This window comes from Coriobacteriaceae bacterium (genome assembly GCA_025992705.1).
GTDB lineage: Bacteria > Actinomycetota > Coriobacteriia > Coriobacteriales > QAMH01 > QAMH01.
On sequence record DAJPGJ010000001.1, the window covers coordinates 335,300 to 351,576 of the forward strand.

Consider the following 16,277-nt stretch of genomic DNA (forward strand, 5'->3'; position numbering starts at 1 on the left):
ATGGGAGCGATTGAGAAGATAACCCTCAATCCGAACGTGAATCTTAATGGTACCGGTTTGGGTAACACGGCAAGTCGTGGCGACAACGCCGGCACGTGGAAGTCGGATGCATGGTCCGGAACGACCGCCAATCTCGTGAGTCGCTACTCTGGGTCCGGCGCGCCTTCCGGAATTCATGCTTACAATTTCTATTATGAGTCCGGCTTTGCATCCAACGCGAATGTGCTGTGGTCCTTCGACAAGACCTCGAGCACGCTGACCATCGATGCAACAGGTGCTGTTGATAGGTCCGTCGACGAAACGGCCGAGCAGCTTCCCTGGCTCCCTTCGGTTGGGGCTGCTGCGATCAAGGCAATCACGACTCTCGGAAACATCGCGCCGACCACTCTCGCATCCTGGTTTGCAAACTACGCAAATCTCATCAGCTTCGACGGCACGGGAATCGATGTCTCCCACTGCACATCGTTCGATTCGCTTTTCCGCGGCGATACCTTCCTCTCCGCAATCGACATCTCCGGTTGGAACATGGATGCGGTCGCAAGCGCTCCTCGTGGCAACATGTTCACGAACTGCACGACACTTACCACCCTCACCGTAACGGAGACCGTAATTCTCACAGGTACCGGACTTACCGATTCGTTCTCGAAGCGCGAGCCAAAGGCCGGAACCTGGGATTGCTCGGATGGCGTCTGGTTTGGCACGACGGGTAATCTTGCCACTCGTTATTCCGCCACCAAGACAGCTGCCCAACGCCCCTCGAGTGCTTCGGGCGCACTAATATATACGTGGCATCCGAATCAGATCGGTGGCCGCTTCGAGAATGACAATGCTTGGTGGATGTTCAGCGGAACTTCCGATGGCATTCTTACCATTGGTGCCGACTCCGTTGACTCGCGCGGCAACGCAATCGGAGCCGCCGACAAGAAGGTGACCGAGTCGGCGACAAATGTTCCCTGGCTCACCACGCAAGCGGTCCCCACCGGATCGTTTGCCGTTCGTTCCGTTGTTACGCGCAATGGAATCGCTCCCGTGAATTTCGAGAATTGGTTCAAGAGCTACGTTTCGATGACCAACTTCGATGGCACGGGAATGAATGTTGAGTTTGCGACGAGCTTCGCGTTCCTCTTCATGGATGCTGGAGTCACGAGCATGAACCTCACGGGTTGGGTCATGCAGCCGACCGCTCCCCGCGACAACATGTTCTCCGGCAACTCGTCGCTCCGCCGTCTCCTCTTGAGCGGTGACGTGATTCTTACAGGTTCCGGTATAGAAACTCTCATCGAGCATGGAACGGCAAATGGTTCTTGGGCCACCGAAGACAGCGCCTGGTTTGGTTCCAGTGAAAACCTTGCCGCGCGCTATCCCGTCTCCTCTTCGATTGAGGGAGATGCTACAGGTTCCTTCACATATATCTGGGACCCGTCCATGCGCTCCGGTCGCTTCGATGGAAACGACAGCGTCTACTGGATTTATACTAACGGTACCATCACGATTGGTGCGGATTCGGGGGCCACTAATACTATAGTGACGCAGGACGCATCCAACCTTCCTTGGAATGGCGTCATCCGCAAGGATCAGGTCAACTACGTTGTCTTCCGCGCCACGGGAGATGCGAGCAACCCCACTCGGGTCAAGCCCCAGAACCTTGGCGGCAACGGCACCGTAACCGATGGATGGTTTGCCGGATACGCATCGTTGGTTAGCTTCAACGGTGCCGGCATCGACCTTTCCGAGACCCATTCGCTCGCCAATCTCTTCAAGGACTGCAACGCACTCAACTCGCTTTCGGGTGTTGCCGCGTGGAACACCAGCACCATCACCTCGCTCGAGGGCCTCTTCGATGGTTGCAATCTCATGACCGTGCAGCCCACCATCGGTGACTGGGATACCTCTCACGTCACGAACTTCGCGCACATGTTCCGCAACACGAAGGACCTCGTCACCATCGATGCCCTGGCTCGCTGGAACGTCACGGCTGCCCAGACCTTCGAGGGCATGTTCGAGGGCGACAACTTCGTCGTTACTCTCGACATTTCCGGATGGAACATGCCGCAGAGCGCAGTTCGCACTAATATGTTTGCCTACCTCGAAGCCATCGCGACCTTCAAGATCTGCCAGACCGTGATTCTCGAGGGCACCGGTCTTGACGATGCCGAGCTCATGAAGACCCGCATCGCCTCTGCCGGTAGCTGGGATTGCTCCGATGGCATCTGGTTTGGCACGACCGAAAACCTCAAGAACCGCTACGCTGGTAACTCCATCGTTCCCGGCGCAATGACCTACACCTGGTCGAGCAACAACCTGCGCGGCCGCTTCGACAGCAATGACAACGCCTGGTGGAAGTTCGACCGCACCGCCGGAGCACTCACCCTGGGTACCGACGAGTACAAGGGGACGGGCCCCAATCCCAACGTGGCGGTCATCAATCGCAGCGTGACCGAGAACGCAGCGAACGTTCCCTGGCTCAAGGCCATTGGCGAGAACTACGCCGTTCTCATCAACATGGTCACCGTCGAGGCTGATGGTAACCCCGGCAAGAACTTCAACCCCGTTGACTTCGCGGCCTGGTTCAAGAACTACCATCGCCTGACGAGCTTCGATGGTGCCGGTCTTGATCTTGCCGGTAACACCTCGCTGTACCAGCTCTTCTACAGCGCCGAGCGTCTCAGCACCGTAACGGGTCTCGAGAACTGGGATGTTTCCCATATCGAGAGCTTCGTCTCCATGTTCGAAGGTGCTGCCAGCCTTACGCAGCTTTCCGGTGTTTCCGGATGGAACACCGCATCGCTCACTAATACTAATGGGATGTTCAGGAACGCAAGCTCCTTGCTCATGTTTGTCGACGGCGCCTCCTGGAACGTCACGGGAGTCACTGATTTCGCCAACATGTTTGCCGGGTGCGCCAATCTGGTGACGCTTGATATCTCCGGCTGGTCCATGGATGCGGCTTCCAACAGGACGGACATGTTCGCTTCTTGTGGCAAGCTCGGTACCGTCGCCGCTTTTGGACAAGGTGTCTTTACGGTGGGTGCAGGAGTCATCCTCGAGGGGACGAGTTTCAACAGCGACCTGCAGGGTCTTAAGGTTACCCAGGGATCTTGGGAGGGAACTCCTAACGGTGCCAGCAGCTCAACCTGGTTCGGCTCGACTTCGAACTTCGCAAAGCGCTATCCCGCCGGAAAGAACGCCGAGGGCGCTGCCGCTGGAAAGATGGCCTACATCTGGAAAGCGGGTGTCATGGCAGGTCGTTTCGACAACGACAATACGTGGTGGACTTTTGCGGATGGCGTGCTCACCATCGGATCGGACAACCAGGCCGGCAATCTCGTCGTCACCGAGACCGAGACCGGTGCTGCCTCCAAGGTGCTGCCCTGGCTTGCGGCCATCGGCTCCAAGGACGTGGTTACGCGCGTCGTGACCAGTACCGACAAGAGGGTCGCACCGGCTAACCTTAATTTCTGGTTTGCCAACTATCCCAATCTCGTGGATTTCAACGGCGTTGGCTTCATCACCACTAATACTATAAGCATCGAAGGACTCTTCGAAGGCGATGCCAAACTCAGGACCATCACGGGTATCGATGAGTGGGACACCGCCAACATCACCAAGTACGATACCGCGTTCAAGAACAACAGCGCCCTTACCTCGCTTGATATCTCCGGTTGGAATATGAAGGACACGGCCACGCGCACCGAAATGCTCATTGGCCTCAACGCGCTTACGTCGATTACGGTTGGCCCGCAGATTATCTTCGAAGGCACTGGCTTCGACGATACGCTCGCTGCCCACCTGCCGACCAACGGCTCCTGGGCCTACACTTCCGCCGGCTCCCCCTGGTTTGGTTCCACGGGCGACGTCGCCCGCCGCTATCCCGCCGCCAAGGATGGCGTTGGCATCGGGATAACCGATGACATCACCTATACCTGGTCGAGCGCCCTGCGCGGCCGCTTCCCCAGCAACGACAATGCCTGGTGGAGTTACGATGCAAACAACCACACCCTCACGCTTGGCACCGACAGCGGCAGCAACAAGATCGTGACGGAGTTCGAGACCTCGGCCACTTCGCGCGTGCTACCCTGGCACAAGGCGGGCATCATTCGCGCTCATACCACCGGCAGCAACAACACGTGGACCGGCCGCTACGTCACTTCCATCATCATCAACGGCAGGCTCGCACCCACGAACCTTGCGTTCTGGTTTGCCGGTTATACCGATGTCACCAACATCAATGCCTCCGGTATGGACATCTCGCAGGTCCTGCTGTCACCCACCGGCACGCTTTCCAGCACCTTTGCCGGGGACACGGCACTTGCCACGCTCAACCTCACCGGCTGGAACTGGACCGCCTCCACGCCTCACGACCTCATGCTCGCCAATTTGCCCGCCATTAGCTCGATTACCCTCGACAGGGTTGCCGTGCTCGAGGGGACGGGCTTTGGCAATGGAGCCGACGGTGTCACTCCGCTTTCTTCCCGCGTGACCACCGCCGGCCATTGGACCATGGATTCCAACAGCGCCGATACCCCCTGGTTTGATTGCACCCAGCAGCTCATCGCCCGCTATGGCGCTGATAAGAGCGCGACCTTCAACTTTGGCGCCGAGTCGGGTGTGACCAAGACCCTGACACAGATCATCTCCACCACCCACACCTATACGTGGGCCTCCGGGGTGCGCGGGCGCTTCCCGAGCAATCTCTACGCCTGGTGGACCTTCGTCAACGGCGTGCTCACCATCGGTGTCGAGCAAAATGCTCCCGATAAGACCGTTTCCGAATACGACGGCACGATGCAGTACACGCTGGCAGATGGCACCCTTGCCCCGACGAGCAGTTTGACCTTGCCATGGCTCGCGCCCATCAACGGCAAGACCAAGATCACCTCCGTCGCCACCCAAAACAGCATTGCTCCGCTCAACATGACCGGATGGTTTGCGGGGCTCTCAAACCTCAAGACCTTTGATGGCACGGGCCTCAACCCCGCCTATTGTACGAGCTTGCACAAGCTCTTCTATAACGACGTTAACCTCACGACCATCAACAACATCACCGACTGGGGCGTGAGCAGGGTTACGGACTTTGCCTATTCCTTCTCCGAGCTGCGTTCCCTTACCGCCCTTACGGCAATTGCCGGGTGGACGGTCAATGCGGCTCGCACCTTCGAGGGCATGTTCGCCAACGACGTCAAGCTTGTACGCCTGCATCTCGCGGTTGACGATTCGCACTGGTACATGCCGTCCGATGCGATCTTTACCGATATGTTCAAAAACCTTCAGGACCTTATCTACCTCAAGGTTTCCAACGGCGTCGTGCTCAACGGCCCGGCCAAGGACTCGGGCTTCGACAACACGCTTACCGATCACCTTCCCAAGAACGGTACCTGGGCCGAGCTCGTTGACGAAGAGCACGAGTACGAGAATCTCGCTGATTCGCTCATTGGCAACACGGGAGACCTCGCAGCACGTTATCCCGAGACCCACAACAACTACTACACCGTCACCTACAAGTTCCTCGAAGGCTTTATGCGCGGCCGTTTCGAGAACACGAACGTGTGGTGGCAGTATGACAACGGTGAGCTTTCCGTTGGCGTTGATGATCCCACCCTTTCCGTCGAGGTCACCGAGTTTGAAGCCGCCGATGGTTCCGTGACCATGCCCTGGCGCTCGCTCATTGAGGATCCGAACAATGACCCTGTCACACGCGTGACCTCCTTTGTCTCCTCGCCGGAGCTCGGCACCATCTCACCGCATACGCTGGAGAGCTGGTTCAAGGGCTACACGCAACTTACCAAGTTTGATGGCCGTGGCCTTGACCTTTCGCTGGTCACGTCCATGGAAAGCACGTTTGAGGGGTGCACCGCCCTTGTCTCGGTCACCTGGCCTACCGACTCTGCCACGACCGAGAAGCTCATCTCGCTGCGTAACCTCTATAACGGTGCAGTTAACATGCTGAGTATCACTGGTATGGGGGAGTGGAACACCGTCAACGTGACCAGCTTCGATAACGCCTTTGCCGGTCTTGGCAAGATTACCGAACTCGACATCCATAGCTGGGTGATGGAAAACGGCACCCATGCCAACCTGCTGCAAAACTGCAAGGGCCTGCGCAAGCTCATCCTGGGCCAGGGTGTGCGCCTAGGTGATTCCGGCCTTTCTAACAGCCTGCCGGGGCTCGAGGCCACGACGGGCATGTGGCTCTACACCAATGACGAGGGCGACGAGATTTGGTTCGATTGCACCTCGCGACTCGCGGATCGCTATTCTGGAAATGACCAAGGCCGCGCACCACCAGCGGGCACGATCACGTATATTTGGGATGACACGCGCCTGGGCGGCCGTTTCATGAGCAACCAGAATGCCTGGTGGTATTACGTCAAGGCCACGAAGGCACTGCACATGGGAGCAGACGGCGGCGCGGATGCAGACAAGTCCATCGACGAGGCGGACTCGACTGCAGCAAACCTGCCCTGGAGGAAGGTCGTTGCCAATTACGCCACCTCCATTACTTCTGTGCAGACCAGAGGCAATCTTGCTCCGGCATCTCTCCAATCCTGGTTCGACGCACACACCTCTCTTACAACCTTTGATGGCGCTGGTCTCGACATGCAATATGTCGTGAGCATGGCTTATGCGTTCCGAGGTTGCACCGCGCTTACAACTGTCAAGGGCATCACTGCCTGGAATACGCCAGCATTGACTTCGCTCGAGGCCATGTTCTATGGCGACGGGAAGCTTACTTCACTCCAGAGTGTCGCGAGCTGGGATGTCTCCAAGGTCACGACCTTCGCTAGGATGTTCTATAACTGCACGCACCTTCAGTATGTTACTGGCACGGGCGGTTGGGATACGAGTTCTGCAGACACGTATGAAGGAATGTTCCAGAACATGCGCAATCTTATCAAGATTGACATGGAGAACTGGACGATTGCGGTTGATGACATTGTGACAAACATGTTCACCAACGCAGAGGACCTTGTTGAGGTCACTTTGGGAACGGGCTACGATGCGATGTGCAATGACGGCAACGGAATTGCCGAGCCCTCGCGTACAAAGACCATTCACTTCTCTTCCAACAGAACTCAGCACGAAGTCGAAGACTGCACGGGTTATACCAAGCCCGGCTATCCCAGCGGTACTGGCAGCTGGACGTTTGGTAATGGCCACACAAACAAAATTAGACTCACCTTTAACGGTGGTTGGAATACCGACGGCTGGTGGTACCACAATGGCAGACTCAGGGTTTGGGATTCCGACGGCAAAGAGTGGCTCAATGTATACGAGTCAATTCGTAATACCGACTGGACTATTGAGACGACCGCTCAATACCTCTATGTGACTATTTCTTCGAGCTATTCAGATTCTGGATCTGGCTTCCATGGTGAGGTCACTCTTTTCAATGCAGGCATCTGGAAGAATTCCGCACCCGATCCGTATTGGATTGGAAACTGGGAAGAGCTCAACGACTGCAATCGAGAGCGTCCCGGTATCGGCCAAGCCGAGATGGCGGGCACCTATCAGTGGAAACTCGGCGAGGCAGGCGGCCGCTTCGACTCCAATCTCAAGGCGTGGTGGGAGTATCACCGCGACACGAATGTGCTCGATTTGCATGGTCCGCGCGACAACTATAAGGACAAAATCGTTACCGAAACTGCGGCCCAACAACCGTGGCTAGGCACTGACTGGGCGCTTCTCAAGGCCAAGAGCAAGTTGGTCAAGGTTGTGACCACTGATGGCCTTACCCTGCAAAATCCCGCAAGCTGGTTTGCCGACTACCTCGAGCTTGCCAATATCGACGCGAGCGAGCTGAGGATTTCGCCCACGGCCACGAGTCTCGAGAAGATGTTCTTCAAGACGACTGCGAGTGCCAAGCTCACTACGCTCACCGGTCTTGAAAATTGGGACGTTTCGGCTATCACGTCCATCGCATCGATTTTCGAGGGCAACACCGCATTGCCTCTCAGCGGCATCTCGGGTTGGAACACCTCCTCCGTGACTAACTTCTCGGGTGCTTTTGCCCACAACCAGGCGCTTGCCAACCTCACGCAGGTCATGGATTGGGACACCTCTGCTGCTACGAGCATGGTTCGTATGTTCTACAACACCAAGATTGCTTCCCTCGACCGCCTCAAGCCACATACGGCCACCATTGATGGGGCGGAACGCGATTGCTGGAATGTCTCCAAGGTCACGGATTTCTCCTCGATGTTCGCTTCCTGCCTCGACCTGGTGAACGCCGAGGGTATTGCCACCTGGATAGTCGCAAACGCAAGACTTGAAAACATGTTCAATGGTGACACGGCGCTGCTCGCCGTCGATGTCTCCGGGTGGGACATGCTCACCGCACCCTCGATCACGGGCATGTTCCTCAACAATGAAAGCATTGCCAAGCTGCGCCTTGGCCTCAAGTCCGTGCTCACCAACACGGGCATCATCAATAGCCTTGCTGGTCATGGCGTGGCCGATGGCAAGTGGCTGCGCGAGGACGGACGCTGGTACGACAGCTCGAGCAACCTTGCCGCCATCTATCCGTCTGAAGGCCCCAAGTATCAGCAAATCTACCTGTACACGTGGGACACCATGCCCGGCGGCCGCTTCCAGTACGGTGCTGGTATCGAGAACGCCTGGTGGCGCTACGACAAGACCTCGCACACCCTGCTCATCGGTACTTCGGATATCGAGGCCGAGGGGGACGGCAGCTATAACTACGAGATCGAGGACAGGTGGGACGAGCTGCCATGGGCCTCGATCTTCACCGGCAAGGACATCAAGAGCATCGTCATCACCGGTGGCATCAAGCTTATCAATCCCTCCAAGTGGTTCAAGGACTACACCGCTCTCATCGACTTTGACGGTGCAGGCCTGGATCTGTCCATGGCGACCGACCATTCGATTGAGGGTCTGTTCATGGGTTGCACGTCGCTCGAGACGGTTATCGGTATCGATGCCTGGGGCGATACGCTGCATTCCATCAAGGACCTCTTCCGTGGCGACGTCAAGCTCACAACGCTTTCCGGCATCGAGTACTGGCTCAATACCTCCAATATCACGGACATGTCCGGCGCTTTCTGGAACACCTCTTCGCTGACCGAGCTTTCGTTCCTGCGCAACTGGAATGTCAGCAATGTCACTGACTTCTCCAACATGTTCAACGGTGCCGTTGGCCTTACGTCCTTGAATGACATTCGTGTTTGGGATACCTCAAGTGCCATCAATGTCTCGGGCATGTTCGCCAATACCAAGCTCACGGACGTCGAGCTCACGCCTTGGAACGTCAGCACCGTCCAGAACTTCTCGGGTATGTTCCAGAATTGCGCGGATATGCAGACGCTCAATATTTCCACGTGGAACATGGAGGCTGCCACCAACCTTGCAAACATGTTCACGGGTTGCAAGAACCTCGTGACGGTTGTCTTTGGCGAGCATAACGTCCTTGCCGTGACCAACGGCAGCACGACCACCTACACGGGCTTTGACGACACCCTTACCGACCGCAACGCCTACGACGGCCGTTGGCAGCTACGCGGTGGCGTGTGGTATGACGGCACCCAGCGCCTAGCCGAGCGCTACACCCTGGGAAGCCAGCTTGCCGGTACCCTCACCTATGATTGGCAGGAGGACAGTCCAGGCGGCCACTTCATCAAGAACCCGAGCGCCTGGTGGACCTTCGACAAGCCCACGGGCACACTCACCATCGGTATCGATGCCGGTGCCACGGATCTTACGATCCCCGAGCTGGCAACCGAGCTTCCCTGGCGCCTCTATCAGAACAAGCTGTTCCACGATAACATGAAGGCCGTCGTGTTCCGCAACGATGCCGCGCCACTCAATCCCGCCTCGTGGTTCGAGAACTACAACTTCATCCAGCGTTTCGAGGGTGGTTCCATGAACCCCAGCCTGGCTACTGACTTCTCCAGAATGTTTGCGGGCTGCACGGCGCTGACAGACCTCGTCGGCATCACCAACTGGAACCTCGCAAACGCGACAACGCTTTCGCGGATGTTCTACGATTGCGATTCGCTCGCCTCCTTGGCTGGCATCGCACGTTGGAACGTCTCAAATGTGCAAGATTTCTCGTACATGTTCGCCCAGGCCCTTAACGATAAGGGCCAGGTCGTTGGAACGGGTCTTGTCGACGCATCGGCAATCAAGGGTTGGGATTTTGCCTCTGCCACGACGTTGGCATCGATGTTCCAAAACGATAACCATCTCACAACCGTTGATTTCTCCGGATGGGATGTCGTGAGCGGTGCTCCCAGCCTCGCCAACATGCTTGCTGGTGCCACCTCGCTTTCCAAGATGACGCTTGGTCCCAAGTCCGTGTTGGCTGGTGCCGGGCTCGATGCCATCAGCACCCGTACGGATTCCGATGGCCGCTGGTACCTGCCCAACTACACATGGTTTGGCGATTGCACGGATATGAAGGCCCGCTATGGCACGAGCGGAAACACCCTCGGCAATGCACTTGTCTACACCTGGGATGGCACGACGCTTGGTGGTCGCTTTGCCAACCAGAACACCTGGTGGACCTACGTCAAGGCAAGCAAGCTTTTGACCATTGGTTCTGACGGTGGTTCAAACAAGACCATTACCGAGACTGCCGATCAGCTCCCTTGGAAGGACATCCCCGGCCTGGCGAACGTGTTGTCCGTCAATACCAACGGCTCTACCATTCTGCAAAACCCCGCTAACTGGTTTGCCAACCATGTAAACCTTACGAGTTTCGATGGTACGGATATGAACGTGACGGGCGCGACCGACCTTTCGGGCATGTTCCAGAATGACCGAGCGCTCACCACGATTACGGGTGTCGATGAGTGGAACACTTCATCGGCGACTACGTTTGCAAACATGTTCGCAGGTTGCACGAACCTGAAGAACAACGATGCCGTTGCATATTGGGATACGAGCTCCGTCACCGATTTCTCCAGGGTGTTTGCCGGGGACACGGCGCTCGTCTCGCTCAACCTTGCCGGATGGGACATGACCAAGGCCACCACGGTTGCCGGCATGCTCTCCGGTTGCACCGCCATCAACCAGCTCATGCTCAGCAACACGAGCGTGCTCGAAGGTGCCGGTCTTGACGACACGCTTGCAGGTCGCACCAAGTACGACGGTACCTGGGTACGCGCCGACGGCCTGTGGTTTGACCGTTCCACGCGCCTGACCGCTCTGTATCCGTTTGGCGGCAACACGCGCGGTGCCGACCGCATCTATACCTGGGACGGCAGCTTCCTGGGCGGGCGTTTCCCAAGCAACGAGCAAGCCTGGTGGAAGTACATCAAGGCCACGCGCACGCTCGATTTGGGCACCGATGGCATCGGCGCGGTTGCCGTGACCGAGCATTACGATGAGTTGCCCTGGCTCGATATCGAGACCGTGGGTTTTGTCACGAACATCACATCTCATGGCCAGCTGCAGCTTCCCGAGGATGCTTCCTATTGGTTTGCTAGTTCCAAAATCGACCACAGCAACGTTGCCGTTCCCGGTTTCGGAAGCTGGAGCGGCTCTGCAAGCAGCTTTAGCGTGAACGGTAACGCCATCACCATTCATGGCATCAGCGGATGGTCTTTCATGTATGTGCCGGTGAGCCTGGATGCAGGCACCTACTACACCTATTTCAACTACACGATGCCCACATACGGCACTTTCTTCGAAGTTACGAACAATCTGGATCTTGCGCACGCGCATGCTATCCACACGGCAAACCTTGTCTCTCCAAATGCCTACACGTGGCTCAGCGCGACGAGTACTCCTGTGGAGAAGATCGTTGAGTTTACCGTCCCGTCTGCCCGTACGGTATATCTCGTGCTCTACATCGATACGGTAAGTGATGGCTACACCGCAACGCTCACCATCAATGATTTCATGGTTTGCAAGAATCCAGCCTACTGGCTCGTCACCTCTTTTGACGGCACGGGTCTCGACCCCTCCAATACTAAGAGCCTTGAGGGCTTCTTCGAGGGTGACGTTAGGCTCTCCACGGTACAGGGCACTGCCGCTTGGAACACCGCCAAGGTCGAGAACTTCGCCTACATGTTCAAGGATTGCAAGAGCCTCTCCAACCTGGCTCGCATCGGCACCTGGAATACCTCGAACGCGCGATTCATGACCGGCATGTTCCAAAACTGCATCGCCCTCCAGGACAATAGCGCCCTTACGAGCTGGAACACGGGCCACGTCACCGACTTCACCTCGATGTTCAAGGGTTGCACGGCTCTCACCACGCTCGATGTCTCCGGTTGGAACATGCAATCCGCCACGGTATCCAATGATGAATACGTGGGCATGAAGGACATGATTGCCGGATGCACGGCCATCAACACCATCATCGCTTCCGGCAACTCGGTCCTCGTGGGCAGCGGTCTGGGTGACACCCTTGCCGGTCGTGCCCGCTGGGACGGTGTCTGGGAGATTCCCGATGGTTCCTGGTACGACTGCTCGGATCGTCTGGCGGGACGCTATCCGCGTCGCAGCTCGTTCACCGACAAGATTACCTATCGCTGGAACTCCACCGTCCGCGGTGGTCGCTTCACGCCCGATGGCTCCAAGTGGTGGAGACTCACCGACGAGGATGGCAACGGCAGCTTCGAGACCTTGACCATCGGCATCAACGAGTCCGACGAGTCCCTGAGGAACCCCAACGTCGAGACGCTTGCCGCGGAGCTTCCCTGGTTGCTGGTCTACAATTCCGACCCCGCGATCTCCGCCGCCCGTGCAAAGACCACCATAACCTCGCTCAAGACCTGGACCTTTGACGTCAACCGCCCGTTGGTCGTGCAGAATCCCAGCTCCTGGTTCGAGGGCTACACCGCGCTGCACGATATCGAGGCCAGTGGCATGGACGTCGGCTCAGCTACCGACCTGAGCAAGATGTTCAAGGATTGCACCAAGCTCACGAATATCAGCGGCATGCAAAAGTGGAGTGTCGTCCAGGTAAATAACTTCGCCTCCATGTTCGAGAACTGCTCGAGTCTCGCCGCTCTCGACATCTCCGGCTGGCACATGATTTCGGTCCAGTCGACCAACGCGCTCAAGAACATGCTCTCCGGCTGCAGCTCCATCGCCTCGCTCACCGTGGCCGGCGATGTCGCGCTCGTCGGAAGCGGTCTTGACGATACGCTCGCAAGTCGCGCCCGCACCCAGGGCATGTGGGAGCTTGCCGATGGAACCTGGTTCGATTGCTCCGAGCGCCTGAGCATGCGCTATCCGCTCTGGCCGCGCTCGGCGTCTGACGAGGTCTTTGACGATACGCTCACGTACATCTGGAACGGCGATGTTCTTGGCGGCCGCTTCGAGCCTAACGACGTGAGCTGGTGGAAGCTCACCGACGAGGACGATAACGGCAGCTTCGAGACGCTCACCTTGGGTACCGACCGCTCCAATTCGGTGAACTTCGTCGCGGCCGACCTTCCCTGGCTTGCGGCGCGTCCCACAGTCAAGTCCGAGCTGACCACCGTCAACACGGTGGCGGCATCCAGTCCGGGCGGCCTCAACATCACCTTCCCCGAGGCGTGGTTTGCCGACTACGTCAAGCTCACCGACTTCGATGCCACCAACATGGACGTCAATAACGCCACGTCGCTCAAGGACATGTTCAAGGGCGACGCATTGCTGACCAACCTCGTTGGTACCGACAGCTGGCACACCGATAAGGTCACGGATTTCTCGGGTATGTTCTCGGGTAATGCCGCCCTCAACCAGGAGAGCCTGGATCGTCTTGCCGCCTGGAATGTTTCCCAGGCAACGACCATGGCCTCCATGTTCGAGGGCTGCGCCTCCATCACCGACCTCACGCCGCTTGCTGACTGGGACGTCTCCAAGGTCACCGATCTTTCGGCCATGTTCAAGGGTGCGTCGAGCATCGTTGACCAGATGCCGATAGGGAAGTGGGACACGAGCTCCGTCACCACCTTCGCCGAGATGTTCCGTAACTGCACGTCCCTGAAGGACCTCGACCTGTCTACCTGGCAGATGGTTGGCAAGAACGTGACCGACATGCTTAACGGGTGCCGCTCGCTCTACCACATCAAGACGGGCCCCACCACCGTTCTCGAGGGCACCGGACTTGCCAACTTGGTCGATCATGGCCAGGAGAAGGGCACCTGGTTCAACGAGGACAGGACCTGGTACGATGGCTCCGCTATTCTTGCCGCGCATTATCCGGCCAGCGGCAACATGTACGCCAACGATGACTATTACTTCTATGCCATCATCCAGGGTCGCTTCGACAGCAACAACAACGTCTGGTGGCGCTACGACATGTCCGAGCACACCCTGACGCTCGGCCTTGAGAAGCCCAATGAGTCCAACGAGGTCCAGGAGCTTTACAACCAGCTTCCGTGGGGTAGCCTCGCACCGCCAGACATGCCCAAGGGCAAAGACATCACCTCCATGATTGAGAAGGTGTTCGTCGATGGTGACGACACCGTCATCAGGATCATGAACCCCTCGAAGTGGTTCCAGAACTACGTTGCTCTGACCAACATCGAGGCCGAACAGCTTGACATCTCGGGTGCCACCGACATCTCCGGGATGTTCCAGGGCGACTACAAGCTCCAGTCGCTCAACCTCTCCAAGTGGGACCTCACCAAGCCGGGTCTCAACATCCAGGACCTCCTCGACGTCAATCCGCTCCCGTCGGTTACCGACCACGAGCGCGGCGACATCGCCCTCAACGAGCTCATCCTGGGCCCCACCACCATTCTCGAAGGCACGGGCTTTGAGGGCATCGCGTCCCACGTGAACTTCGCCGGTCAGTGGCTGAGCTCCGCCGATGCGAACTTCCGCGGCACCAACACCGACCTGCTTGCCAAGTACATGAAGAGCGGCAGCAAGCCCGCCGGTGTCATCACCTACACCTGGGAACTCCATAACAGCGCAGATCAGAACCCCGACTTCTGGTGGCGCTACTTTGCCGAGGAAACCGTCTACAACGGCGTGACCTACCAGCCCGGCACGCTCATCATGGGCGTTGCGGACCTCAATAACGATGGCACCGTCAGCAACCGCGTCACCATCACGCCCGGCCAGGAGCCCTGGCTGCCGTGGCTGCCTTCCGTCGCCCGCAGCTCGGTGCTCCACGTCGTCACCATCATCGACGATGCCACTGGCACCAAGATCAACCCCGTCAACCTTGCCAGCTGGTTTGCCGGCTATACGAGCCTCATCACCTTTGACGGCACCGGCATGGACACCAAGAACACCCTGAGCTTCGAGAGCCTCTTCGAGGGTGACTCCAAGCTCGAGGAAGTGGATATCGCCGGTTGGGATATGCGCGAGACGACCTTTGGCGGCACGGACGATGCCCCCATCCTCACCGGATATGCAAACATGTTCAAGGGTTGCACCTCCCTCAAGAAGATTGTCGTGGGTGCAAACTCCGCGCTCCAGGGCACGGGATTTGACAGCATCACCGGTCGTGACCCGAACACCGGCATGTGGCGCACCGATGCTTCCGAGGGCAACACGCTCTTTGACCACACCTGGTTCGAGACGAGTGCCGGTCTTGCGACGCGTTTCGATACCGCTGGCCATGGCAGCATCTACGGCACGCGTGTCGAGTTCATCTGGACGCCGGGCAAGGGCGGTCACTTCGTGGGCAATGCCGATGCCTGGTGGGCTTACGATTCCGAGGCAAATACGCTTTACCTAGGTAGCGTCAATGGCAAGCAGGAGGTTACGTGCAGGGCGACTAACCTGCCGTGGCGCGGTATCGTCGATACAACCAAGGTTGCGAATGTCGTGACCTGTGGCCAGCTTGCTCCCACCGATATGACCGGCTGGTTTGCGGCCAATCCCTTCGAGACTAAACCCAATCCCGTGGGATATGAGCTTGAGGATGGTATCTATCGCATCAGGTACTGGAATCACAGCAATACCAACTACCTCGCGACGCTTGGGTACTATGGCTTGACAAAAGACTCTGAGGCAAACAAGGCCTTCTGGCGCGTCACCAAGGTGGGGTCGAATTCTCACGGCGCGTATTACACCTTACACAATGTCGGCACTGGCGAGAACCTATCGTACGGAGGAAGCAACTACTTCTATATTCGTAATTTCTCTCTGTCTGGGTTCAACCGTTCGGTAGTCATTTCCTACGCAGATACGAGATATGGTCTCGATCTTTGGTATGGCAGGACGGAAGATGGCGGCTGGGCCGAGAGCCAGGTTCAGACGTACTACCTGAACCTGGCATATGAAGGACAGGATGTCTGGAATTTCTACGCGCCCGGTGATAACGATTCGTATATTTCTGGTACTGCTCCGGACGGCAATGCCTGCGC

The 16,277-nt window shown here is 57.5% G+C and carries 1 protein-coding gene (cut by a window edge); it reads left to right on the top strand.

The window, feature by feature from the left end:
- Nucleotides 1-16,277 carry the 5' end (the start) of a BspA family leucine-rich repeat surface protein gene (locus tag OIM11_01555; GenBank protein ID HJI99833.1) on the top strand. The gene runs 27,691 nt beyond the window's last position, so 16,277 of the gene's 43,968 nt are visible here — the first part of the coding sequence; its start codon is at nucleotides 1-3; the stop codon falls past the right edge of the window.